This window comes from Paenibacillus terreus (genome assembly GCF_042138595.1).
GTDB classification, from domain to species: Bacteria; Bacillota; Bacilli; order Paenibacillales; family Paenibacillaceae; genus Paenibacillus; species Paenibacillus terreus.
In genome coordinates this window covers 39917-61843 of record NZ_JBHIRX010000026.1, presented here as the reverse complement: position 1 = coordinate 61843, position 21927 = coordinate 39917, and the positions used below count along the sequence as shown (strand labels likewise).

At 46.2% G+C, this 21927-nt stretch carries 15 protein-coding genes and 1 pseudogene; 13 read left to right on the top strand and 3 right to left on the bottom strand.

Annotated elements, in window-relative coordinates; translation table 11 throughout:
* Nucleotides 1-71: 71 nt before the first annotated feature.
* On the top strand, nt 72-224 hold the full coding sequence (locus tag ACE5KN_RS28915) for a hypothetical protein (RefSeq protein WP_375527796.1): 153 nt from the start codon (nt 72-74) through the stop codon (nt 222-224).
* A 264-nt stretch (nt 225-488) separates the two neighbouring features.
* Here the strand turns inward: ACE5KN_RS28915 and ACE5KN_RS28910 are convergent.
* Both ACE5KN_RS28910 and ACE5KN_RS28905 read right to left on the bottom strand, forming a co-directional pair.
* Nucleotides 489-718, bottom strand: a pseudogene (locus tag ACE5KN_RS28910) (sucrose phosphorylase); the annotation flags it as partial.
* Nucleotides 711-908 carry a hypothetical protein gene (locus ACE5KN_RS28905; RefSeq protein WP_375533312.1) on the bottom strand — a complete coding sequence of 66 codons (198 nt, stop codon included), beginning with the start codon at nt 906-908 and terminating at the stop codon, nt 711-713. The pseudogene ACE5KN_RS28910 and the gene ACE5KN_RS28905, both read right to left, overlap by 8 nt.
* A 211-nt stretch (nt 909-1119) precedes the next feature.
* On the opposite strand from ACE5KN_RS28905, the gene ACE5KN_RS28900 reads away from it, so the two are divergent.
* From ACE5KN_RS28900 to ACE5KN_RS28855, 10 genes are all read left to right on the top strand, one after another.
* Complete coding sequence (locus ACE5KN_RS28900) at nt 1120-1398, top strand: hypothetical protein (protein ID WP_375527797.1); 279 nt, start codon at nt 1120-1122, stop codon at nt 1396-1398.
* A gap of 244 nt (nt 1399-1642) precedes the next feature.
* On the top strand, nt 1643-3181 hold the full coding sequence (locus ACE5KN_RS28895; RefSeq protein WP_375527798.1) for a DUF5597 domain-containing protein: 1539 nt from the start codon (nt 1643-1645) through the stop codon (nt 3179-3181).
* A 212-nt stretch (nt 3182-3393) separates the two neighbouring features.
* Nucleotides 3394-4926: an ABC transporter substrate-binding protein gene (locus ACE5KN_RS28890; RefSeq protein WP_375527799.1), complete on the top strand. Its 1533-nt coding sequence runs from the start codon at nt 3394-3396 to the stop codon at nt 4924-4926.
* 63 nt (nt 4927-4989) lie between these two features.
* On the top strand, nt 4990-5940 hold the full coding sequence (locus ACE5KN_RS28885; RefSeq protein WP_375527800.1) for an ABC transporter permease: 951 nt from the start codon (nt 4990-4992) through the stop codon (nt 5938-5940).
* A gap of 17 nt (nt 5941-5957) precedes the next feature.
* Nucleotides 5958-6860: a carbohydrate ABC transporter permease gene (locus ACE5KN_RS28880; RefSeq protein WP_375527801.1), complete on the top strand. Its 903-nt coding sequence runs from the start codon at nt 5958-5960 to the stop codon at nt 6858-6860.
* Between the two features lie 433 nt (nt 6861-7293).
* Nucleotides 7294-8160, top strand: coding sequence for a family 43 glycosylhydrolase (locus ACE5KN_RS28875; protein WP_375533311.1), 867 nt, complete (start codon nt 7294-7296; stop codon nt 8158-8160).
* Entirely contained in the window at nt 8153-10597 is a 2445-nt protein-coding gene (locus tag ACE5KN_RS28870; protein ID WP_375527802.1) for a glycoside hydrolase family 3 N-terminal domain-containing protein, read from the top strand. The genes ACE5KN_RS28875 and ACE5KN_RS28870 overlap by 8 nt, the downstream gene beginning before the upstream one ends.
* Nucleotides 10598-12178 (top strand): glycoside hydrolase family 43 protein, encoded by a 1581-nt coding sequence (locus ACE5KN_RS28865; protein ID WP_375527803.1) that lies wholly within the window; start codon nt 10598-10600, stop codon nt 12176-12178.
* Between the two features lie 568 nt (nt 12179-12746).
* The gene (locus tag ACE5KN_RS28860; protein ID WP_375527804.1) at nt 12747-14363 is read left to right on the top strand and encodes a cache domain-containing sensor histidine kinase; all 1617 of its coding nucleotides are present in this window, start codon (nt 12747-12749) and stop codon (nt 14361-14363) included.
* A 20-nt stretch (nt 14364-14383) separates the two neighbouring features.
* Complete coding sequence (locus tag ACE5KN_RS28855) at nt 14384-15958, top strand: response regulator transcription factor (protein WP_375527805.1); 1575 nt, start codon at nt 14384-14386, stop codon at nt 15956-15958.
* Nucleotides 15959-16037: 79 nt separating this feature from the next.
* Here ACE5KN_RS28855 and ACE5KN_RS28850 read toward each other — a convergent pair whose 3' ends face one another.
* A complete protein-coding gene (locus ACE5KN_RS28850) occupies nt 16038-16913 on the bottom strand; it encodes a helix-turn-helix domain-containing protein (RefSeq protein ID WP_375527806.1) in 876 nt (291 codons plus the stop codon).
* A gap of 163 nt (nt 16914-17076) precedes the next feature.
* On the opposite strand from ACE5KN_RS28850, the gene ACE5KN_RS28845 reads away from it, so the two are divergent.
* Both ACE5KN_RS28845 and ACE5KN_RS28840 read left to right on the top strand, forming a co-directional pair.
* Nucleotides 17077-19131 carry a beta-galactosidase gene (locus ACE5KN_RS28845; protein ID WP_375527807.1) on the top strand — a complete coding sequence of 685 codons (2055 nt, stop codon included), beginning with the start codon at nt 17077-17079 and terminating at the stop codon, nt 19129-19131.
* A 47-nt stretch (nt 19132-19178) separates the two neighbouring features.
* Entirely contained in the window at nt 19179-21830 is a 2652-nt protein-coding gene (locus ACE5KN_RS28840) for an alpha-L-rhamnosidase (protein ID WP_375527808.1), read from the top strand.
* The last annotated feature ends 97 nt before the right edge of the window (nt 21831-21927 follow it).

The window sequence follows — 21927 nt, the reverse complement described above, 5'->3', positions numbered from 1 at the left end:
TTTAAGATTGTAACTGATTATTCCGAACGATAAGATCGATATACAAATAGCTAAAGGAGTGGTTTCCTTCAATGCCTAATCGCGAGCTTGTTATGGAACTAATGCCTGAAGAGTTTTGGTATGGAGGCGGGCCACAGATGGAAGAAGGTATGCCTTTCGGCCAGGCGTTGTTCAGCATTGACTTGTCCGTAACCATAATGGCAATCAGGCCTGACCTTTGCTGATCTCCAGCAAAGGTAGATACGTATGGAGCGAGGAACCGTTCTCCTTTTGCTTCGATGAAGATGGTCTAAAAGTGATCTGAAAGGAGGAAGAATTATTCATGGGTGAAGGACATGCAACGTTGCGCGAGGATTTCTTCATGTATCCCGCACCTTTTTTCCTCCTTTGCCTTCCATTCCGGAAGAACCTCTTTTCACAGCTCCTCAATACAATCTCTGGATCGAACTGCTCTATGAACTACGCAGGAGAAGGTCCTTCAATATGCCAATGGCTCTTGCAGCAAGATATGAATCATCATCGCAATTAAGTACGGAGTAGTAGGTACAGCGAATCTGATGCACATCGAACTCGTCCTCCCCTTTATGCTCATCCGATAGAATTAAGCAGAGATTGGAGCTCTATCCAAACAGATGTTCACGAGTTCTTGTACCTCTGTGGTATTAATTAGTCCGTCCAAATCAGGCTTAACCGGGATGCCGTCATGGAAGTCAAGAATCTCCAGATAAAATTCGTACAACCTGTTCATTGGTGAGCTTGCCAGAGTAATCTCGCAACAGCTTGGATTTTTTCATGTCTACTTTATAGCCTTGGTCAGAACAAGCTTGACCTCTCTCCCGGTCGCTATTGAACTCGTATGAGGTTGGAAAGAGCGGCTGCTCTTCTGCTGGAGCCCGCAAATCTGACATTAAAGCGGGTGGCGGAGCAGCCCGGTTTCTCGAATGAGAATTATTTCGGCAAAGTGTTCCGAAAGTATAGAAATGGCCAACTTTAAAGAAAAGCTAAAGTTATTGTAGTTTTTCAAGATACCCGCCTTAAGTCCGTAATTATATAATTTGAAATGAAAGCGCTAATATTTATTAGAAAACTGCTTAAACCGTTACAAAGGGGGAAGTAAAGATGAGAAAATTGGTAACGCTGGCATTAGTTCTTGCTCTGTCTGCCTTAACTGCTTGTTCAGACAATTCTAAAGCAATTAATGATGCCAAGGATGCCGGCAATACTGCTAAAAAAATCCCGATTATTGTTTGGCAGTATCCGACGCCGGGAAATCTGGGATCAGGTTTTCAAGAAGTGGAAGATGCTCTCAATGCTATGCTGGAAAAGGATGTTGGAGCACGTGTGAAATTTGAATCGGTTGGCTTAAATGAGTCCACCAAAAAGCTTCTCTTGCCGTAGCCAGTGGAGAACAGCTTGATATTATGCTGACTGCTTTTACTAGTTTGGGGCCATCGGTAGACAGCAGGATGATTATTCCTTTGGATGATTTGCTTGACCAGCACGGAAAGGATATTAAAGAACAGGCAGGAGTGTTGCTGCAAGGCGCCAGTTATGATTCAAAAATCTACGAAGTCCCCCCGATATACATTAGTTCGAAGCAATTCAGAAAGTAGCGCTCACAAAACTTTTAGGAGGAAATTCCATGTCATTGCCTCAACTGTTAAAAGAAGATGGAGTATATAATCTTTATGTCGATGGCAAACCCTACATCGCTTTAGCCGGGGAAATTCATAATTCCAGCGCCTCGAGCCTGGAGTATATGAAAGAGAAGGTCTGGCCATATCTCAGAGAACTGCACCTAAACACGGTAATTGTGCCGGTTTATTGGGAACTGATTGAACCTGAACAAGGAAAGTTCCAATTTGATTTATTGGACGGAATCATCGAACAGGCTCGGGAAGAAAATGTACGGCTGGTGTTATTGTGGTTCGGATTATGGAAAAATGGAATTTCCAGCTATGCTCCAGGCTGGGTGAAGAAGGAATTCACAACCTATTTCCGTGCTGTCTATAAAAATAATGAACCATCAGAAACCATCTCTCCCTTATGCGATAAAGCTGTAGAAGCTGATGCTAATGCTTTCACACAATTCATGGCACATCTGAAAAAAGTAGACGGTGATCGGAATACGGTCATCATGGTTCAAGTGGAGAATGAAATCGGGTTACTCGGCAGCGACCGGGATTATTCTGATTACGCAAACGTCGAATTCAATCGGCCAATCCCAGCCGTAATCGAGTCTCTCTATGGGGTTAGCGGTACGTGGGAGGAGGGATTCAGGGATAACGCGGCTGAATACTTTATGGCTTATCATTATGCCCAAGCTGTCGAACAAATAGCGAGTGCCGGGTCCAAGGTCTATCCTTTACCGCTATTCGTTAACGCCTGGTTGGAACAATTCCCTTGGAGACCGGGAACATACCCGAGCGGAGGACCGATAGCGAAGGTAATGAAGATCTGGAAAGCAGCGGCTCCTTCCATTTGTTTGTATGCGCCGGATATTTATCTGCCCAATTTTGCGGAGATTTGCGAGGAATATACAGCTAACGATAACCCATTATTTATTCCTGAAGCCAGAAGAGATATACCCACAGCTACGAATGTATTTTATGCCATCGGCAAGCATGATGCGCTTTGCTTTTCACCTTTTGGAATTGAAGACTTTATGGCACCTCCGGATAGTGGTGAGAGTATCGATGCCGGTATCATGATGGCTCTTAATATTGAAAACTCCGGCTTTGTCTTGAATGGAACGGGTCCTTATCTGGCACGCAGTTATGAGCTGCTGGGGAACATGCTTGGTATTATCCGGAAATATCGGGGAACCGGGAAAATGACGGGTTTTCTTCAGAATCATGAAGCAGGATGCATCTTATCGTTTTCCAAGTATGATATCCGAATCACTTATCATCGTCAGCCAGCGGGCAAGCCTGTATCAGGGGGGCTTGTGATTGAGGTTTCTGAAGATGAGTTTATTTTTGCCGGAATCAGCTTTTACATTGAATTTTTGCCGAAGCGCTCAAGTTCAATGAAAACAAGTTATGTAAGGATTGAAGAAGGGAAATTTGTTCAAGATGAATGGGTCCCTGGCCGTGTTCTTAACGGTGACGAAGGAGCTTACCATATCAAGATCGGAACCAATCCGGCCGCGTTGCGTGTAGAGTTGTATCAATATAAATAAGCTTGTTTACAAACCGAGGTATCTTAGCTGTTGAGATACCTCAGTTTTCGCTTTATTTTCGCATGCTTATGAATCCGATAATATTAAAGAAAAGCTAAAGTAATTGTAGTTTTTCAAGATACCCGCCCTAATGCCGCAATTATATAATTTGAAATGAAAGCGCTAATATTTCTTAGAAAACCGCTTAAACCATTACAAAGGGGGAAGTAAAGATGAGGAAATGGGTAACGCTGGCATTAGTTCTTGCTCTGTCTGCCTTAACTGCTTGTTCAAACGATGCTAAAGAAACGAATGCTTCCAAGGGTGCCGGCAATGCCGCTGCCGAAATCCCAACAATCATTTGGCAGTATCCGACACCGGGAAATCTGGGATCAGGTTTTCAAGAAGTGGAAGATGCTCTCAACGCGATGCTGGAAAAGGATGTTGGAGCACGAGTGAAATTTGAACCGGTTGGCTTAAATGAGTCCACCAAAAAAGCTTCTCTTGCCGTAGCCAGTGGAGAACAGCTTGACATTATGCTGACTGCTTTTACTAGTTTGGGGCCGTCGGTAGACAGTGGAATGATTATTCCTTTGGATGAACTGCTTGATCAGCACGGAAAGGAAATTAAAGAACAGGCAGGAGTGTTGCTGCAAGGCGCCAGTTACGATTCAAAAATCTACGGAGTCCCCCCGGTGTCCATTAAAGGGCGTGCCCATGGTTATCTTGCGAGAACAGATCTCTTGGAGAAATACGGGATTACCATTGATCCTGACAAAAAGTACACATTGGACGATTTGGATCAAATATTTGCGAAAATTAAAGCGGGGGAAGGTAAAGATTTCTACATGACCATCCCCTGGAATACGACGCAAGATCCATTAAATAGTTCTTACATTGAATACGACAAGATCGGCGGATCGCTTGCGACTGGAGTATTGATGCTGAATCGTGGGGTTGACGATACGACCGTAACCAATTTGTTTGCTACCGATGAATATGCAAGTTATGCGAAAAAAATGTATGACTGGGCACAGAAAGGATACATTTCCTCAGATGCTGCGATTACAAAACAATCACCGGATTCGCTGATTGCCACCAAAAAATATTTAGGGATGTTCTATTGGAATGACCGGTTTTCGGCTAGTGAATTTAGCGCGTCTTCAGGTATGGAGTTTACCGGAATTCCAATGCATGATCCATATGTCGCGAACAATGGCGGTCCAGGAGTTATGTGGAACATCACGAAGGCGGCAAAAGATCCTGCCAAAGCCATGGAAGTACTGAATTATATTTATAAAAATAAAGAAGCGGCGTGGTTAATCCAGTTTGGCATCGGAGGAAAATCATATAAAGTGGTGGAACAATCGGACGATGGCACTTTAATTGAGTATTTGGACAAAGATACTTCTAAACTTCCTTATTATCAACCCTATGGTATTTACGGGAATAGTTTGGAGTGGCCTGTTGTGGCTCCTGCACCGATTGATAAGAACAAAATGCTGAAAGAGGATGATGATCGTATCCCTCAATCGAGGTACTCGCCGGCTTTAGGGTATAGTTTTGTTCAGACCAATGTATCATCGGAAATCGCCGCCGTTTCAACGGTGATAGAACAGTTTACCCCAGCTATTAATAGTGGAGCATTGGATCCATCGAAAGCGATGCCTGAGTTCTTGTCTGCGCTGAAAGCGGCAGGGATGGATAAGATTATCCAAGAAAATCAGTCACAACTGGATAAGTGGCTGCAAAGTAACAAGCAGTAGACTTCATAGAGGGGAAGAGGGCTGCCGGAAGGCGGCCCTATCGCTTACGGAAAGGGGATTTGTATGGCGGCTAATGGAATCAAGCAGCTTGCGGTTAAAGAAAAAAAGAAGAAACGTTGGAAACAGTTTCTTCCAGTCTATGTGATGATTTTGCCGGGGCTTCTCTATCTTTTAATAAATAACTATTTCCCGATGTTTGGAGTCATCATTGCTTTTAAAAAATTGAACTTTTCAGACGGCATTTTCGGAAGCCCTTGGAGCAGATTGGACAATTTCAAGTTTCTATTTGCCACAAATGATGCCTGGGTCATTACAAGGAACACCATTCTTTATAATGTTGCTTTTTTCATTGTCGGCACCATTGCGGCAATAGCTATGGCCATTTTGCTTAATGAGATCCGCAGCAAGTTTGCTTCAAAAGCTTATCAAAGTGTAATCTTGCTTCCGTATTTAATGAGTTGGGTTGTTGTAAGCTATCTTGGATACGCTTTTTTGTCTTCGGAAACGGGCTTAATTAATAACTCGATCCTGGAGCCTTTAGGCAAAGACCCGATAAACTGGTATATGGATAAGACATACTGGCCATTAATCCTAATACTTGTTAATACCTGGAAAGGTATTGGGTACAGCATGATTATTTATCTTGCCAGCATTGTCGGAATCAACCAGGACTATTATGAAGCCGCGACGATTGACGGAGCGAGCAAATGGAAACAGATTAAGCATATTACCATACCGCTGCTGAAGCCTACGTTTATTACATTATTTATCCTCAGTGTCGGTCAAATATTCCGGTCCGACTTTGGTCTATTTTATCAGATGCCCCAAAACAGCGGAGCGCTCTACTCTGTAACGAGAACCTTGGATGTTTATGTGTATCAGGCCCTGTTGCGCAACAGCGATTACGGGATGTCCAGCGCTGCCAGTTTCTATCAATCGATCGTAGGATTTATTCTTATTCTAGCCGCAAATTTCTTTATTAAGAAATATAACCGTGACAATGCGTTGTTTTAAGGGGGAAGGGGATAAATATGAGAACGCGAGAGGCTAGAGTAACACAAATTATCGCCCACCTGGTTTGCGGCATCATTGCACTGTGTGCGATACTGCCATTTTTGCTGTTAATTATCTCTTCATTTACTGCGGAAGCATGGGCTAGTGAACATGGGTATTCATTTTTTCCCGGAAAGCTAAGCTTGGAAGCCTATAAATATATTGCGGTGCAGTGGGGGACGATTGGGAAAGCCTATTTTATGACGCTGGTTGTAACATGCATTGGGACTGTTGTCAGTGTATTCATTACGACTCTATTTGCCTATGGTTTATCCCAATCCCACATACCCGGAATGAAAATTGTTAATTTCATTCTGATCTTCACCATGCTGTTCAATGGAGGTTTGGTTGCAACCTACTACACGTACGTTCATTACCTGAATTTTAAAGACACGATATGGGCACTGCTTATTCCGAATCTTCTGATGAACGCGTTTAATGTAATTCTGGTCAAGAATTACATTTCATATAGTATTCCCGGAGCGTTAAAAGAAGCGGCCACGATTGATGGCGCCAGTGAATTCAGAATATTCGCCAAAATCATCATGCCGCTAAGTTTGCCGATTATTGCCACGATTGGATTAATGACCGGTCTGTCTTACTGGAATGACTGGCAAAATGGGATGTATTATTTGTCGGGTCGTGACGGGGCTTCCTTATACACGATTCAAATCATTTTGAACAATATCAACGAAAATATCCAAGTATTGCTGCAAAATGCTTCCAAAGCCCAGTCTATCGGCGCTAATGTATCGGAGCTGCCTTCAACGACGATAAGAATGGCCATTGCAGCAATTGGAATTTTGCCTATCCTGGTGTTGTATCCTTTCTTCCAAAGATATTTTGTAAAAGGAATAACATTAGGGGGAGTAAAAGAATAGTAAGTTCAGTTAAAGTGCGAGTTCAAAAAGTCGGATTTTCAGCACCGAGAAGGTTGGATGAAGCTAGGGACAGAGGAGCGGAGCGTACGTTTTGGGTACGTGAGCACCGGAAGGCCCGGCTGAATTCAAGATTCGATGTCGAATCCGCTTCTTGGCCTGCTTCGTGATCAAAAGTCGACTTTTTGAACAACTTATTAAATTGATTCGGAAGGAAAGATGAAAATGGAATACAACTCAATTAGACCCGGACAGGTATGGCTGGATACCGAAGGAAAACGTATTCAGGCACATGGGGGGATCTGTTACTGCGGTGGGAGATACTTTCTATTGGTACGGTGAAAATAAAGAAAAGACGAAACCCGGAAGCGGAATCTGGCATTGGGGAGTATGATGTTATGCTTCTAAAGACTTATACAACTGGGAAGACAAGGGGATCATTATTCCTCCGGATGAAGAAGATGAGTCTTCTCCTTTGCATCCTGCTCAATATATGGACAGACCTCATATTATTTTTAATCTAAAGACAGAAAAATTTGTATGCTGGCTCAAAGTAATGAAAAGGGATGGGACGCAAAAATCAACGATTTTGACGGCCGATCATATCCTGGGGCCTTATACGATGGTGCAAAGTGATCTTCGCCCGTTGAATATGAGTGCGGGAGATTTCGATTTAGTCGTGGGACCCGACGGTAAGGTCTACTATTATTTCGAAAGAGTCCACAGTGAGCTTATTTGTGCGGATCTGACGGAGGACTATACGGATGTGACAGGATATTATTCCACACATTTTCCTAATACTCAGCCGCCATATGTACGTGAAGCCCCAGCCTACTTCTTTAGGAAGGGACGGCATTATATGTTTACGTCCGGAACAACCGGATATCACCCCAACCCTTCGGAGGTGGTGCAAGCGAAATCCTTCCATGGTCCGTGGGAGGTTCTGGGTGATCCGCATCCGTACGATACCTCCAGAACTTCTTATAACTCGCAGATTACTTCTGTATTCAGGCATCCATTCAAAAAAGATTTGTACATTGCTTTAGCTGACAGATGGATGCCAAATCTTCCTGATTTAGCGGGGGAAGATCATGCAAACGGCAAGGGCTATCAAAAAACTGCGGAGATATATAGTAGAATGTTTGAACCGGATACTGATTTTGTTATGGATGAGGTCCATTATTCATGCGACATGAATATCGATACATCGGTCGCAGATTACGTATGGCTGCCGATCCGATTTGATGGAGAGATGGCTTATTTAGACTGGAAAGACGAATGGAGAGTTGAGGATTATGAATAAGTTTGTTAATGCAAAATTTATGAATGCTTCGCTTCCGGCTGAAGAACGTGCGGATGACTTATTAAAAAGAATGAGCATTGAAGAAAAAATGGGACAAATCGTCGGCTATATGCCGGATAAAGGGTCGATTGAAAAGCTGGAGCAGGACTTTCCCCAGGGCGCAGGGGAAGTCGTCATGTTATTCGCGGGCGGATTGGAGAACAAGGGGTCCGTAGTTGAAAAGGTTACACACATCCAGAATAAAATTATGGAATTAAGCGATCACAACATTCCCGCTATTTTTCATCTGGAAACATTAACGGGGGCCATGCTTCCTGAAGCAACAAGCTTCCCCACGGGAATCGGACAAGCCTCCACCTGGAACCCCGGGCTTCAGAAGGAACTGGCCGGCATTATTCGCAATCAGGCCCGGGCCGTCGGCGTTTCGCACGCGTTCGCTCCGGTGCTGGATCTTAACCGCAATCCTCGATTCGGTCGTCTTGGCGAAACGTATGGGGAAGATCCGGCATTGGCGGCGGCCATGGGAACGGCTTATGTGTCAGGTTTGCAAAACGATGGTAACCTTAAAGAAGGGGTGATGGCATGCGCCAAACATTTCATCGGCTACCATATGACCCAGGGAGGCATTCATGCTGCGTCAACGCCGGTTCCGCCAAGAATGCTCCGAGAGGTATATGCGAAGCCCTTCCAGGCTGCCATAACGCTTGCAGACATGAAATCGATCATGAATACGTACAGCTCTATCGATGGCGAAACCGTAGCGGGTTCCCGTAAGTACCTCACCGAATTTCTGCGCGGGGAAATGGGCTTTGACGGTTTGATCGTATCCGACTACGGCTCCATCTCGGAGATTCATTCGAGGCATAGGGTAGTCGAGACCTTAACGGATGCCGGTGAAGTGTCCTTTAAGGCCGGCATGGAAGTGGAATTGCCTGCGAAAGACTGCTATAACGACGAGTTAATGCAGCGTATTCAAGACGGGAAGATCTCCATGGAGATTCTCGATCAAGCTGTCCGCCGCGTATTGATCGCAAAGTTTGAATTGGGCTTGTTCGAGAATCCTTATCCGATGCCAAGCGCTGCCGTGGAACGGATTTATGCAGATCCCAATAATGAAGCAACCAGCTTGGAAGCAGCGCGTCAATCAATCATTCTGCTGAAGAATAATGGCCTGCTTCCGTTGCAAAGGAACGCGCAGAAGAAAATCGCCGTTATCGGTCACCACGCGGCATCCTCGAGATCGTTGTTCGGCGGCTATTCGTATGCGAGCTTTTTCGATGCCATGCATAATGTCGGGAACACGATGGCGGGCGTGGACTTTGAGCAAATTTCAAATCTGAACACGAGCGAGTTCGGTGTGGCTAAGGATCACTACACGTATCCCGGAAGTATTGTACAGATCGAAAGCCCAAAAACGGAGGAACTCGTCAGAAAACATTATCCGACATGTAGTAATCTGCTCGAGCAAATCATTCTGGAATGCCCGGATGCCGAAGTGACCTATGCTTATGGTTACGCCTATGCCGGGAACGATACGTCCAAGCATGATGAGGCATTGGCGGCGGCGGCGGAAGCGGATGTGGTCATCCTTACTTTGGGCGGGAAGCATGGCTGGGGCATGTTCAGCACAACGGGCGAAGGGATCGATACGACGAATATTGGGCTTCCGGAATGCCAGGAAAGCTTCATCCGTAAGTTGGCGGCTTTGCAGAAGCCGACGGTCGCGGTTCATTTTGACGGCAGACCGATATCGAGCGACATGGCAGACGAGCACATCGACGCTGTTCTCGAAGCCTGGAATCCGGGACAATACGGGGCGAAAGCCGTGACGGATATTTTATTCGGCGATTATAATCCGGCCGGAAGATTGCCCGTTTCGATTGCTTACAACGCCGGACAAGTGCCTCTTTTCTATAATCACGATCAAGGATCAAGTTACCATGTCGGCACAATGAACGACTATACGAGTTATCTGGATTGCCCTCGCGAGCCTCGGTATTATTTTGGACATGGCTTATCGTACACTTCCTTCCGATATTCGAACATGACGGTCAGCAAGGAAGCGTATGAGTCTGCTGAACAAGTTATCGTCACGATCGACGTCACGAATACCGGAGAGGTATTCGGCGAGGAAGTCGTTCAGCTCTACATTCGCGACAAATATGCGAGTGTCGTACGTCCCGTGCAAGAACTGGCCGGTTTCGTTAGAGTCCCGGTGAAACCAATTGAGACGAGAACGGTTCAATTCCGTATGAATCCGAGTCAATTTGCTTTCCTGGATACCAACATGGCGTGGAAAATCGAAGCGGGGGAAGTCGAGGTTATGGTTGGCGCTTCTTCCCATGACATCCGGGCGAAAGGCTCTTTTCGAATTTGCTCCGACTTGTTCATTGACGGAAAAACAAGAGGTTTTTACGCGGATGTGGAGGTGTCATAAATGAGTTATATTAATAACCCTATACTGCCGGGGTTTAATCCGGATCCATCCATCCTAAGAGTTGGAGATGACTTTTATGTAGCAACTTCGACATTTGAATGGTTTCCTGGCGTGCAAATACATCATTCAAAAGATTTAATCCACTGGAAACTTGTCGCACATCCGCTAAATAGAGTTTCCCAACTGGACATGATAGGGAATCCATGCTCTGGTGGGGTGTGGGCACCATGCCTGACTTATTCGGACGGCATTTTCTACCTAATTTTTACTGATACGAAATCAGTGGATGGGTGGGGATTTAAGGATACCCATAATTATCTTGTAACTGCTACTGAAATCACGGGAGAATGGTCCGATCCTATATATTTGAATAGCAGCGGTTTTGATCCGTCATTATTTCATGATGACGATGGGGGAAAATGGATTGTAAATATGCTATGGGACTACAGGTCTAACAAAAATCTGTTTGCTGGAATCGTTCTTCAGGAGTATTCCGTTAAAGAAAAGAGGCTAATCGGGAAGCCCGTTAATATTTTTGAAGGATCAAGCATCGGCATTACCGAAGGACCTCATCTATATAAATATAACGGCTATTATTACCTAATGACGGCTGAAGGGGGAACCGGATTGCACCACGCTGTTACGATGGCCCGTTCTAGGCATATAACAGGACCCTATGAAATAGATCCGGAGAACCCTATCCTGACGTCAAGGTTTGATCCAACCTTGGCTCTCCAGAAAGCGGGGCATGCAAGCATTGTGGACACTCCAAACGGTGAATGGTATATGGTACATCTCTGCGGCAGGCCAATACCTGCAAACGGAAGATGTATTCTGGGGAGAGAAACAGCCATACAAAAAATGCTGTGGACGGAAGATGGGTGGTTTAGACTGGAACACGGGGGGAATAAGCCTCAAGTAAAGGTACCGGCTCCGAAGCTTCCTGAACATAAATGGGAAGCAGAACCAGTGAGAGAAGACTTTGACTCGGAGCGCTTAAATATCCATTTTGCTACATTAAGAATCCCATTAGGCGAGAACATGATGTCCCTTAAGGAAAGACCTGGATTTCTAAGACTAAAAGGTAAAGAATCCCTAATTTCAACGCACAAGCAGAGTCTGGTTGCCAGAAGGCAGCAGGCGTTCAAGTATACTGCATCAACCTGTGTTGAGTTCGAACCGGATAACTTCCAACAGATGGCAGGGCTTGTCTGTCTTTATGATCGACAAAATTTTTATTATCTCAGAATAAGCTATGATGAGGAGCTAGGCAAGTGCATTGGAATAATCAGTGCACAAAATATGGTGTTTAATCAGCCGATTCAGGAGGTTGCCATCGAGGGCTGGGGGAAGATTTATCTGCGGGTGACCGTTGATTTCGATCGATTGCAATTTTACTATTCAAAGAATGAAGAAGATTGGATTCCGATTGGTTCGGTTATGGATGCAAGCACCCTTTCCGATAATTTTAGTGAAGGCATGGGGTTTACCGGAGCCTTTGTAGGCATTTGTTGCCAGGATATGAGCGGCAATGATAAGCATGCCGATTTTGATTGGTTTGAATATGTGGAACGTGAATAGACATAACAAGCAGGTCGACCTTGTAGGTTGACCTGCTTTTAGAAGTTGTTCAAAAAGTCATCTTTCCATGACGAAGCAGTTCAGGGAGTGGATTGGGCGTCGAATCTTGAATTCAGCCGGGTCAAAGCGTATGCTTCCGAGGCATGTTTCCTGCGGAAACATTTTAGTTGCTCACGTAGATCTGTCTACGCTCCGCTACTCAGTCCCTGGCTTCATCCAACCTTCTCGGTCCTGAAAACCAGACTTTTTGAACTCGCACTTTTAGTCCAATCATGATGATGCATGGTACCCGGTTTGTTGTATTTATCTGGTTACCTTATAATGAGGGGGAATTTGTTTCGGAAACAAGGTTACCGGGAGGACGCTTTTTATTTTATGGAATGGATGCTTTGGAAGAGTTGGACATGTTTAGGCAAGAGGCTATCCGGCATGACTAGTAGAGGTTACGCACTAATGACATTGGAGCGTGATAAGTATCATCAAGTTTAAGGACTTCTCATTGAGGTTGAAACTTTACTCCTGCATTATGATATTTATTATCCTTCCCTTAATTTTGGTGGGCTTGTATTTGAATTATCAATTCGCCAGCTTAACGCAAAAAAGAACCTATGATACTGTACTCGAGACTTTAAAGCAATCCCGCCAAAACTTTGAATCCATCGTGGCAGATACGAACGATAATTCAAAGCGAATATTGTCCAACGAACTTATTCAAGATTTCGCTAGCGGAATATACAATAAATTAACGGATTACGACAAAATTTATTGGAACGTCAACAATTGGCTGGATGATTTACCGGGTACCCAAAAATACTACAAGTCAATAAGCTTATATACAGGTCAAGAGCCTTTCTTCCAAAAAGGGGTGCAGGTCCCGGAGATTGATCCGGCGGTGAGGGAACGTGTTATGAGTCTTCAAGGAAGAGCCTTATGGATAACCGCGCCTGGAGAAATTGAATATTACAGAGGGATCATGGACCTGAATATGTATGGAAGAATGATCGGGATCGTAAGATTCAATTTGGATGAAGAAAACCTGTATCGGATATTCAGCAATCTTCAGTATAATGCCGGTGCTCAAATTTTTCTATTGGATTCTAAGGGGCTTGTCTTATCTTCAACGGAAAGAAATTTGGTCGGAAGCAAACTGGATTATGTGGCGAATATCCAAGAAATTTTTAATACAAAAGAAGGCTACCTGGAAAAGACGATCGATGATGACAAAAAAGTTGCTTTTTATTATACGATCGAGGAACCTGATTGGAAATTAGTGCAAATCATTCCGGAAAAATCTTTTTCTACGTTAAGGAGAACGATCAATTTAATTTTACTCATCGCAATTCTGCTGTGTCTTTTTTTTGGCGTACTGTTCTCTTTTGTACAGCACAAATATTTACTTAAACCTCTGCAGCTACTGCGGAAAGAAATGATGAAGCTGAAAAGCGGAAATTTCAATATTGCTTTGACGGTTGATTCCAAAGATGAAATTGGTGACATAAGCAATGGTTTCTTACGGATGGTTCATCAACTGAAAGAAATGATAAATGACGTATATGTTGGAAGAATTAAACAGAGGGAGGCAGAAATCAAGGCATTGGAGGCGCAAATCAACCCTCATTTCTTATACAACACGCTAGACTCGATCCATTGGCTTGCCTTAAAACAGAAAAATTATGATGTAAGCGAGCAGATCGAAGCGCTCGCGGAATTATTCAAGCATGTTCTCAATAAGGGAGAGCCTTTTGTCACCATTCGTCAAGAAGTCGATTTTTTAGAAAATTACATGCTTATTCAAAAACGAAAATACGGTCAAAGGGTCAAGCTCCGTATCCATGTGGATCCTGTTCTGATGAATTATAAAATGCCTAAATTAGTTTTGCAGCCTTTAGTGGAGAACGCGATCGTACATGGGCTGGAACAGGTTATTGATGGGGGTGTAATCGAAGTTAGTGTAACAAGAGCGGAGCAGGGAATTCGTTTCATCGTTATCGATAATGGCCTGGGGACGGATGAAGCCAAAATTCATCAAATGATGAACCAAGAAGGAGAAAAGAAAAACGTATTTGCCTTAAAAAACATAGATGATCGGATCAAGATCAGTTACGGACCGGAATATGGCCTTCATTTCACCAGCAAGCACGGGGTCGGCACTAGAGTTGAAGTGTACATTCCTCTTATTGAATAAAGAATGGGAGGTGATTCTGAATGAAGCTGTTAATTGTGGATGATGATGATCAGATCAGAACAGGCGTAGAGCAAGGAATCGACTGGCATGCCTTGGATATCGAGATAGTGATTACGGCTTCAAATGGAGTTGAGGCCCTGCAAAAATTTACGGAAATGTTGCCGGAGATCGTGCTGACGGATGTGAGAATGCCCGGAATGGACGGACTTACGCTTCTGAAGCAAATTAAAAGGATTAAACCGCAAACCAAGGTGATCATACTAAGCGGATATAACGATTTTGAATACCTCAAGACAGCCATTCAACTGGATGCTGTAGATTATGAAATGAAGCCTATTCGGGCACGGAGTCTAATCGCCTTGATCAAGAGGGTCAAAGAGGAGATTATCCGGGAACAAATGACGGAACAAGAGTTTAATAAATATCTCGAATCCTATAAAGCCAGTTTCAGGTCTGAACTGCTTGCGGGCAATATAACGGACCGTTTGATCATTCTGGAAGGTTTGCAGCAACATTATGGGTTTGACGCAGCGGGGGGGCTTATATGTGCAGCCGCTCGGATTGACGAAGACTGGAATACGAATATCGAAACAGTGACAGCCACAGCGGAGATGCTCTGCCATCTCTTTGAATCGAGTGAACTGGCTGAAAAAGGAATCTGTTTGAGATCTAAAGAAGGCAGCCTTGTATTTTTGCTCAAATCCGAGACACCGTCCTTTTTGTACTCCCGGCAATGGGTAAGTGAATTGTTGAATCAGCTGCGTGCTTGGAACCGTGAATTGCAATCCCAGGGCAAACCTTCATTTTCGGCAGGAATAAGCAGTTACGGCAATGTGTCGGAATTTATGGAGATGTATAACGAAGCTAATCAAGCTTTATCTTTAAGGCTGTACGAAGGCAAGGGTTCTATACATGTTAAAGATGAAACGATGGAATTCGTAGATGAAACGATAGCTGGTTTGCTGGATCATGCGAAATTTAAAGCACAGTTGCTTCAAGGGGATTTGGCATCCTTGGTTGATGTGGTTCAAAATGAATTTGAACAGCTTAAGCTGGAACGTAAATATAGCAGAAAGAGCATCGCCACGTATACAAAGAACTTGCTTCAGTTTTTTATGGTCATCATAAGAAACGCTCCAAGCGATGTAGTCGAATATATCCATAAAAATATAGCCGTGATCGACGAAAGATCGGAGGCTTTGGCGATGGATGATTTTAAGCAGATCGTTGTGTCCGTGTTTGAGAAGATGAGCATACGGTTATCGAGAGAACTAAGTCCTGTCATGACACGTGCGGAGGAGTTTATTCGCAGGAACTATACACAGGAGCTTACCGTAGAGAAGCTTTCCGAGCATGTGGGAATGACGCCTAATTATTTTAGTCACCGGTTTAAACGTGAATTTGGCGTTTCCTTTAAAGAATATGTAAACCGGTTAAGGATTGCTAAAGCGAAAGAGCTGATCATCCAAACCAATGAACTTTTGTACGTCATCGGTGAGAAAGTTGGTTTTTCGGATTACATGTATTTTACGCAGGTATTTAAAAAAATGGAGGGTTGTTCGCCAGCGGTATTGAGGAAACAACCCAAACAATAAATTGCTGAAGAGCTGCCTTGCTCTATTTCGAAAAATGAAAGCGCGATCATTCAATTCTAATCGATTTCAGGGTGATGGTTTAACCTTGCGAAAACACCTCATGATATTGTTTCGGGGTGGTGCCGATCTTTTTCTTAAACAGCCGGTGAAAAAATTTCAAGTCGGCATAACCGACTGCGGCAGCAACCTCCCCTACGCTGCTGCGTCCTCCGGTCAGCAAACGGCAGGCGGCGTCCATGCGGATGCTTTGCACATAGTCGGTAAAGTTCATGCCAGTCTGACGCTGGAACAGGCGGCTGAATTGCCGCTCGCTAAGATTCGCTTTGGCGGCGAGTTCGCCAAGCTTAAGATCGGTGGCATAATTACGGTTAATATAAGCGATGGCTTCGTCGACGGTCAGCCATTGCGGGCGGTCCCCGGCAGGCGTACCGAGCTGCAGCCGGTGTCGGTACAAGCCTGTCAATATCCGCACCACCAGGGAAGCGAGCACAGCCAAATATCCCGGCGGTTTTGCCGAGAATTCACGATACATCTCGCGGAACATGGCCTGATATTCTCCGGTGGCATCTTTCATGGATAACCAGGGCAAGCGCTCGTTGGTAAATAATTCACAAATGTCTGCGGCTTGGGGAAATCCGGCCCGCAACTCCGTTAGGTACAAGACCGGAAATAAACAGTTGTATACGATAAGAGGACGGTCAGTCTTCAGTGTCTTCGGTCGAAACACATGGCTGCGTCCGACCGGAATGAAAAACAGTGTCCCATGTTCCACAGGAACGGCCTCGCCGGCGATATAGTGAACGCCCGCTCCTTCGCTGACGTACGTCATTTCGATAAATTCATGGGCATGCTCGGCCAATTCGAACGTTTCGGAAGCCCGGTTCACATAGATCGGAACCCCCGGCTCGAAAAAGCTTTCTCCCGACATGACATAAGAGCTACGTTTGAAACTCATGTTTGCTTCCCCCTTCGCGCGGTTGGTTTGGTCTGCCTCCATCGTACGAAACCGATTGCAAATTGTCCAGATCAACCTATAAAAATGTCGGAAACACCCCCTGTTTGAGAGTGTCCGGCCCCGTAAAATAAGAAGTAACGATAGATAAGAGGAGTGGTAATGTATGGGAAAATCGATACGAATGGACAGATTGCGGCTAGGCGTCTGTTATTACCCGGAACAATGGCCGGAGACGATGTGGGAGGACGACTTCCGGCGTATGACAGAATTGAATATTACCGTCGTTCGGATGGCGGAATTCGCATGGGCGATCTTCGAGCCGGAAGAAGGCCGGTTCGATTTCAGTTTATTTAAACGTGCGCTGGACCTGGCCCTCGGTTACGGTTTGCAGGTGATTCTGGGGACGCCGACGGCGACTCCGCCCGCATGGCTCACCCACAAATATCCGGAAGTGTTGAATGCTAATACGGAAGGTGTGCTGTATAGACACGGTATGCGCCGCCACTATAATTACAGCAGTCCGAAATATCGAGAGCTTTGCGAACGGATCGTGCGAAAGATGGTGGAGGCCTACAAAGATCATCCCGCAGTCATCGGCTGGCAGATCGACAATGAACTGAATTGCGAAACGAATGTATTTTATTCCGAAGCGGATCATATTGCCTTTCGGGAGTGGTTGAAGGAACGGTACGGTACGCTTGAGCGCTTGAATCAAGCTTGGGGAACCGTTTTTTGGAGTCAAACTTATACCGCTTGGGAGCAGGTTCATTTAACCCGACCGATGATCCATTGTTCCCCGAATCCGCATTTAGCTTTGGATGAAAAAAGGTTCATCTCCGCGAATACGATATCGTTCGCCAGGCTTCAGACGGATCTGATCCGGGAACTGGCCCCGCATCATTGGATAACGACGAACGGGATGTTCGGGCACTTGGATAGCCATGAATTGACGGATCAGCTTCTGGATTTCATGTCTTACGACTCCTATCCGCAGTTTTCCACCATTTTCCCAAGCGAAGACGAGAACTCGCTCCGGGATCGTGGGTCGAGTTTATATTTATCCAATGTCCGCTCCATTTCACCGAATTTCTGTGTGATGGAACAGCAATCCGGACCGGGCGGTTGGGTGGATCGCATCGGAATGGGATCCCCGCGGCCGGGGCAAATCCGGTTATGGTCTTATCAATCGGTTTTGCATGGGAGCGATTTGCTCGTTTATTTCCGTTGGCGCACGGCGACATTTGGGACCGAATTGTATTGGCACGGCATCAATGACCACCATAATCAACCGAATCGAAGAGTGCGGGAGGTCGCACAGATCGGTGAGGAGTTCGCGATAATCGGCGCCGCAATTGCAGGAACGGCCTACCAAGCCGATGTGGCCATTTTACAAGACTATGATAACGAATGGGATGGAGAACTGGACGAGTGGCACGGTCCCCTTCAATGGCAAAGCAAGCGCGCTTGGTATAAGCAGCTGCAGTACCGTCATATTCCCGCAAACCTTATGACATTGCGATCAACGACCGCTCTTGCGGATTTAACGAAATATAAGGTCATCGTGTATCCGCACCCGGCGATCATGACGGACCAAACTGCAGAGCTCCTAACGCAATATGTTGCGCAGGGCGGCATGTTATTGTTCGGTGCGCGTACCGGATACAAGAATCCGCATGGCCATTGTTACATGCGTCCGCTTCCGGGACCGGTTGCCGAGTTATGCGGAATCACTATCGAAGATTATACGTTAATCAAGGGCACGGTCCCTCCAGCGGAGCTGCGCTTTATCGGCAGCCACTTGCCTTCAGGGACGAAGGCAGTGGGCTTTAACGAGATTTTGCATTTGGAGGATCCTGAAGTGGAGATCGTAGCAGAGTATGCAAACGAATATTATGCGGGTAAACCGGCGCTAACGAGACGCGCGGTAGGGAAGGGCCAAGTTTGGTATTACGGCGCCGCCTTCAGCGAGCCGGTTGTCGATGCGCTCATCGGAGAGCTGGGACTTGTGTCTCCCGCTGCCGACTGGTTGGATGTGCCGGCCGAAGTCGAGTTTGGGATGCGTTCTTCAAACGGAACGAGCTATGCGTTTTTGTTGAATTATTCGGATCGCCCGGCGATGATCCGCTTCAAGAAGGAACTGAAGGACTTGATTACGGGAACGTTAGTGAAGCATGAGGTTCAGATGGAACCTTACGGTGTATTGGTTTTAGAGGTATAAGTACGTAACAAGACAAAGGGGGCAATAAAAGCATAGGAGTGGTGCCGATGAGCAAATTTACAGTTTCTGGCCTTAGTGTCAATTATCGAAAAAATCCCGTAGGAATCGACGATTTGAGGCCCCGGCTCAGTTGGCGGATCAGCGCGGAAACCAGAGGTTTTGTGCAAAATGCCTATCAGGTCCAAGTAGCCTGTGATCCCGATTTTGGATCGGAAATCGTCTGGGACTCCGAAAAAGTGGAGTCGGATCGTAGTGTTCATATTGAATATCAGGGCCCTGCGTTAAAGTCTCGTACCCGCTATTATTTCAGGATCAGGGTTTGGGACCGCCAAGAGAATGTATCGGCATGGAGCGAATCGGGTTACTGGGAAACGACACTTTTGTCTGTCGAAGAATGGCAAGCAAGCTGGATTACGGCGCCGCCGCGCCGCGAGGAGTCGTGGGAAGAACCATGCGATTATATGCGCACGGACTTTGCCCTGCCGGACAACGTGGTTTCAGCGCGGGTATACGCGACCTCGCTCGGCTTGTACCGGCTGTATGTTAACGGCGTTCCGGCGGATGATACACTGTTTAACCCCGGTTTTACCAGCTATAACAAACGGCTGCAGTATCAAACCTATGACGTGACGCCACTCCTCTCCTCCGGCGACAACGCGCTTGGCTGCCTTCTGGGAAACGGGTGGTATAAAGGGTATTTGGCCTGGGAAGGTAAAAAGGAGCACTTCGGCACAACGCGCGCTGTACTAATCCAGTTGCATGTTACATTGTCCGACGGCTCCGAACAAATCATCGTTTCGGACGGGAACTGGCGTGTTTCATCAGGACCGCTCCTGATGTCGGAATTGTATCAGGGTGAAACCTATGACGCCAGACTCGAGATGGACGGGTGGTCTTCTCCCGGGTTTGCGGATCAGGATTGGGCAAAGGCGATGATTACGAATCCTCCGGAATCCGCATTAGTTGCCCAAGAAAACGAGCCGGCCAGGATTATCGAGACCATCAAGCCTATCGCTGTTGTAACAACGCCTAAAGGCGAGACTGTGCTCGATATGGGGCAGAACATGGTAGGATGGGTGAGGTTTACGGTGCGCGCCGAAGCCGGAACGGTCATTACTTTACAGCATGCGGAGGTTTTGGACCGCGACGGGAATTTCTACACCGGAAATCTGCGCTCGGCCAAGCAGACGATTACTTATATATGCCGGGGCGGCGAAGCGGAAACATTCGAACCGCACTTATCCTTCCAAGGATTCCGCTATGTGAAAGTGACCGGTGTACCGCAAGAACAATTGCTGGAGCAATTCATCGGCTGCGTCATTCATACGGACTTGGAGCCAACCGGCAGCTTCCGGTGCTCGGATGAACTGGTGAATCAACTGCAGCACAACATCTTATGGGGACAGAAGGGCAATTTCCTGGATATCCCGACAGACTGCCCGCAGCGCGACGAAAGATTGGGCTGGACGGGAGACGCTCAAGTCTTTATTCGCACCGCCGCCTTTAATATGAATGTCGTTACGTTTTTTGAAAAGTGGCTAAAGGATTTGGCCGCAGATCAAGAGGCGGACGGAAGGGTTCCGCATGTCATTCCCGACGTGCCGGTTGCCGGATACGGTTCTGCCGCTTGGGGGGACGCCGCCGTCATTTGTCCTTGGACGTTGTATCAATGTTATGGGGATATTCGCGTCCTGGAAACGCAATACCCGAGCATGAAAGCTTGGGTCGAGTACATTCGGGCACAAGGTGAAGACGAGTTTCTGTGGAATACCGGATTTCACTTTGGAGATTGGCTTGGTCTGGATGCCAAAGAAAACAGCTACATCGGGGCGACGCCGAAAGATTTGATCGCTACAGCCTACTATGCCTATTCGACGGAATTGCTGGCCAAAACCGCGGCTGTGCTAGGCAAAAATGAAGATGCGAAAGCGTATGAAGGGCTGCACGAAAATATAGTTCGGGCATTCCGCAAGGAGTTTGTCACGCCGAATGGGCGGGTGGCCTCTCCGACGCAAACCGCCTACGTCTTGGCCCTCATGTTCGATTTATTGGCGGAACAGGATCGTCCGCGCACGGCCAAGATGTTAGCCGAGCATATCGAAGACAACGGAGTACACCTGACGACGGGGTTCGTCGGTACGCCTTATCTATGCCTGGTCCTTTCGCGGTTCGGTTATACGGATCTGGCGTACCGACTGGTACTACAGAAGGAATATCCATCCTGGCTATATTCCGTGATCCAAGGGGCGACCACGATCTGGGAACACTGGGACGGCATCAAACAGGACGGTTCGTTCTGGAGCGACGGTATGAACTCATACAACCATTACGCATATGGCGCCATCGGGGATTGGCTATATCGCGTTGTTGGCAGTATCGATTTGATCGAACCTGGATACAAGAAAATACGGATCAAGCCGCAGATCGGCGAGCAGTTCTCATGGAATGAAGCTTCACTTGATTCCGTATATGGAACCATAAGGGTATCTTGGATTAAACAGGATCAGGGTACGGTGAAGATGGATGTAGTTATTCCTGCGAATACGACGGCGGAGGTCATCATTGCAACGAGTGAGCGCGGGCGTGTTTTGGAAAGCGGGAAGTCGTTAGACCAAACCGAAGGTCTGCGGGGAGTGGAACAAACTACCGAAGGCCATATGCTTCTGATTGGGTCCGGAAGTTACAACTTTACATTTTAGCCGCAACACAAGTGAAGGTCAGCCAGTATTTCTGGTTGATCTTCACTTGTGTTCCACTAGGTGAAGGAAGCCGAGAAAATCACGGAGTTGAAAGGAC

What these genes read in the sequence shown, in the direction of transcription:
- ACE5KN_RS28915 (WP_375527796.1), top strand. Translation starts at nt 72, where the DNA reads ATGCCTAATCGCGAGCTTGTTATGGAACTAATGCCTGAAGAGTTTTGG.
- ACE5KN_RS28905 (WP_375533312.1), bottom strand. Translation starts at nt 908, where the DNA reads ATGTCAGATTTGCGGGCTCCAGCAGAAGAGCAGCCGCTCTTTCCAACC.
- ACE5KN_RS28900 (WP_375527797.1), top strand. Translation starts at nt 1,120, where the DNA reads ATGAGAAAATTGGTAACGCTGGCATTAGTTCTTGCTCTGTCTGCCTTA.
- ACE5KN_RS28895 (WP_375527798.1), top strand. Translation starts at nt 1,643, where the DNA reads ATGTCATTGCCTCAACTGTTAAAAGAAGATGGAGTATATAATCTTTAT.
- ACE5KN_RS28890 (WP_375527799.1), top strand. Translation starts at nt 3,394, where the DNA reads ATGAGGAAATGGGTAACGCTGGCATTAGTTCTTGCTCTGTCTGCCTTA.
- ACE5KN_RS28885 (WP_375527800.1), top strand. Translation starts at nt 4,990, where the DNA reads ATGGCGGCTAATGGAATCAAGCAGCTTGCGGTTAAAGAAAAAAAGAAG.
- ACE5KN_RS28880 (WP_375527801.1), top strand. Translation starts at nt 5,958, where the DNA reads ATGAGAACGCGAGAGGCTAGAGTAACACAAATTATCGCCCACCTGGTT.
- ACE5KN_RS28870 (WP_375527802.1), top strand. Translation starts at nt 8,153, where the DNA reads ATGAATAAGTTTGTTAATGCAAAATTTATGAATGCTTCGCTTCCGGCT.
- ACE5KN_RS28865 (WP_375527803.1), top strand. Translation starts at nt 10,598, where the DNA reads ATGAGTTATATTAATAACCCTATACTGCCGGGGTTTAATCCGGATCCA.
- ACE5KN_RS28855 (WP_375527805.1), top strand. Translation starts at nt 14,384, where the DNA reads ATGAAGCTGTTAATTGTGGATGATGATGATCAGATCAGAACAGGCGTA.
- ACE5KN_RS28850 (WP_375527806.1), bottom strand. Translation starts at nt 16,913, where the DNA reads ATGAGTTTCAAACGTAGCTCTTATGTCATGTCGGGAGAAAGCTTTTTC.
- ACE5KN_RS28845 (WP_375527807.1), top strand. Translation starts at nt 17,077, where the DNA reads ATGGGAAAATCGATACGAATGGACAGATTGCGGCTAGGCGTCTGTTAT.
- ACE5KN_RS28840 (WP_375527808.1), top strand. Translation starts at nt 19,179, where the DNA reads ATGAGCAAATTTACAGTTTCTGGCCTTAGTGTCAATTATCGAAAAAAT.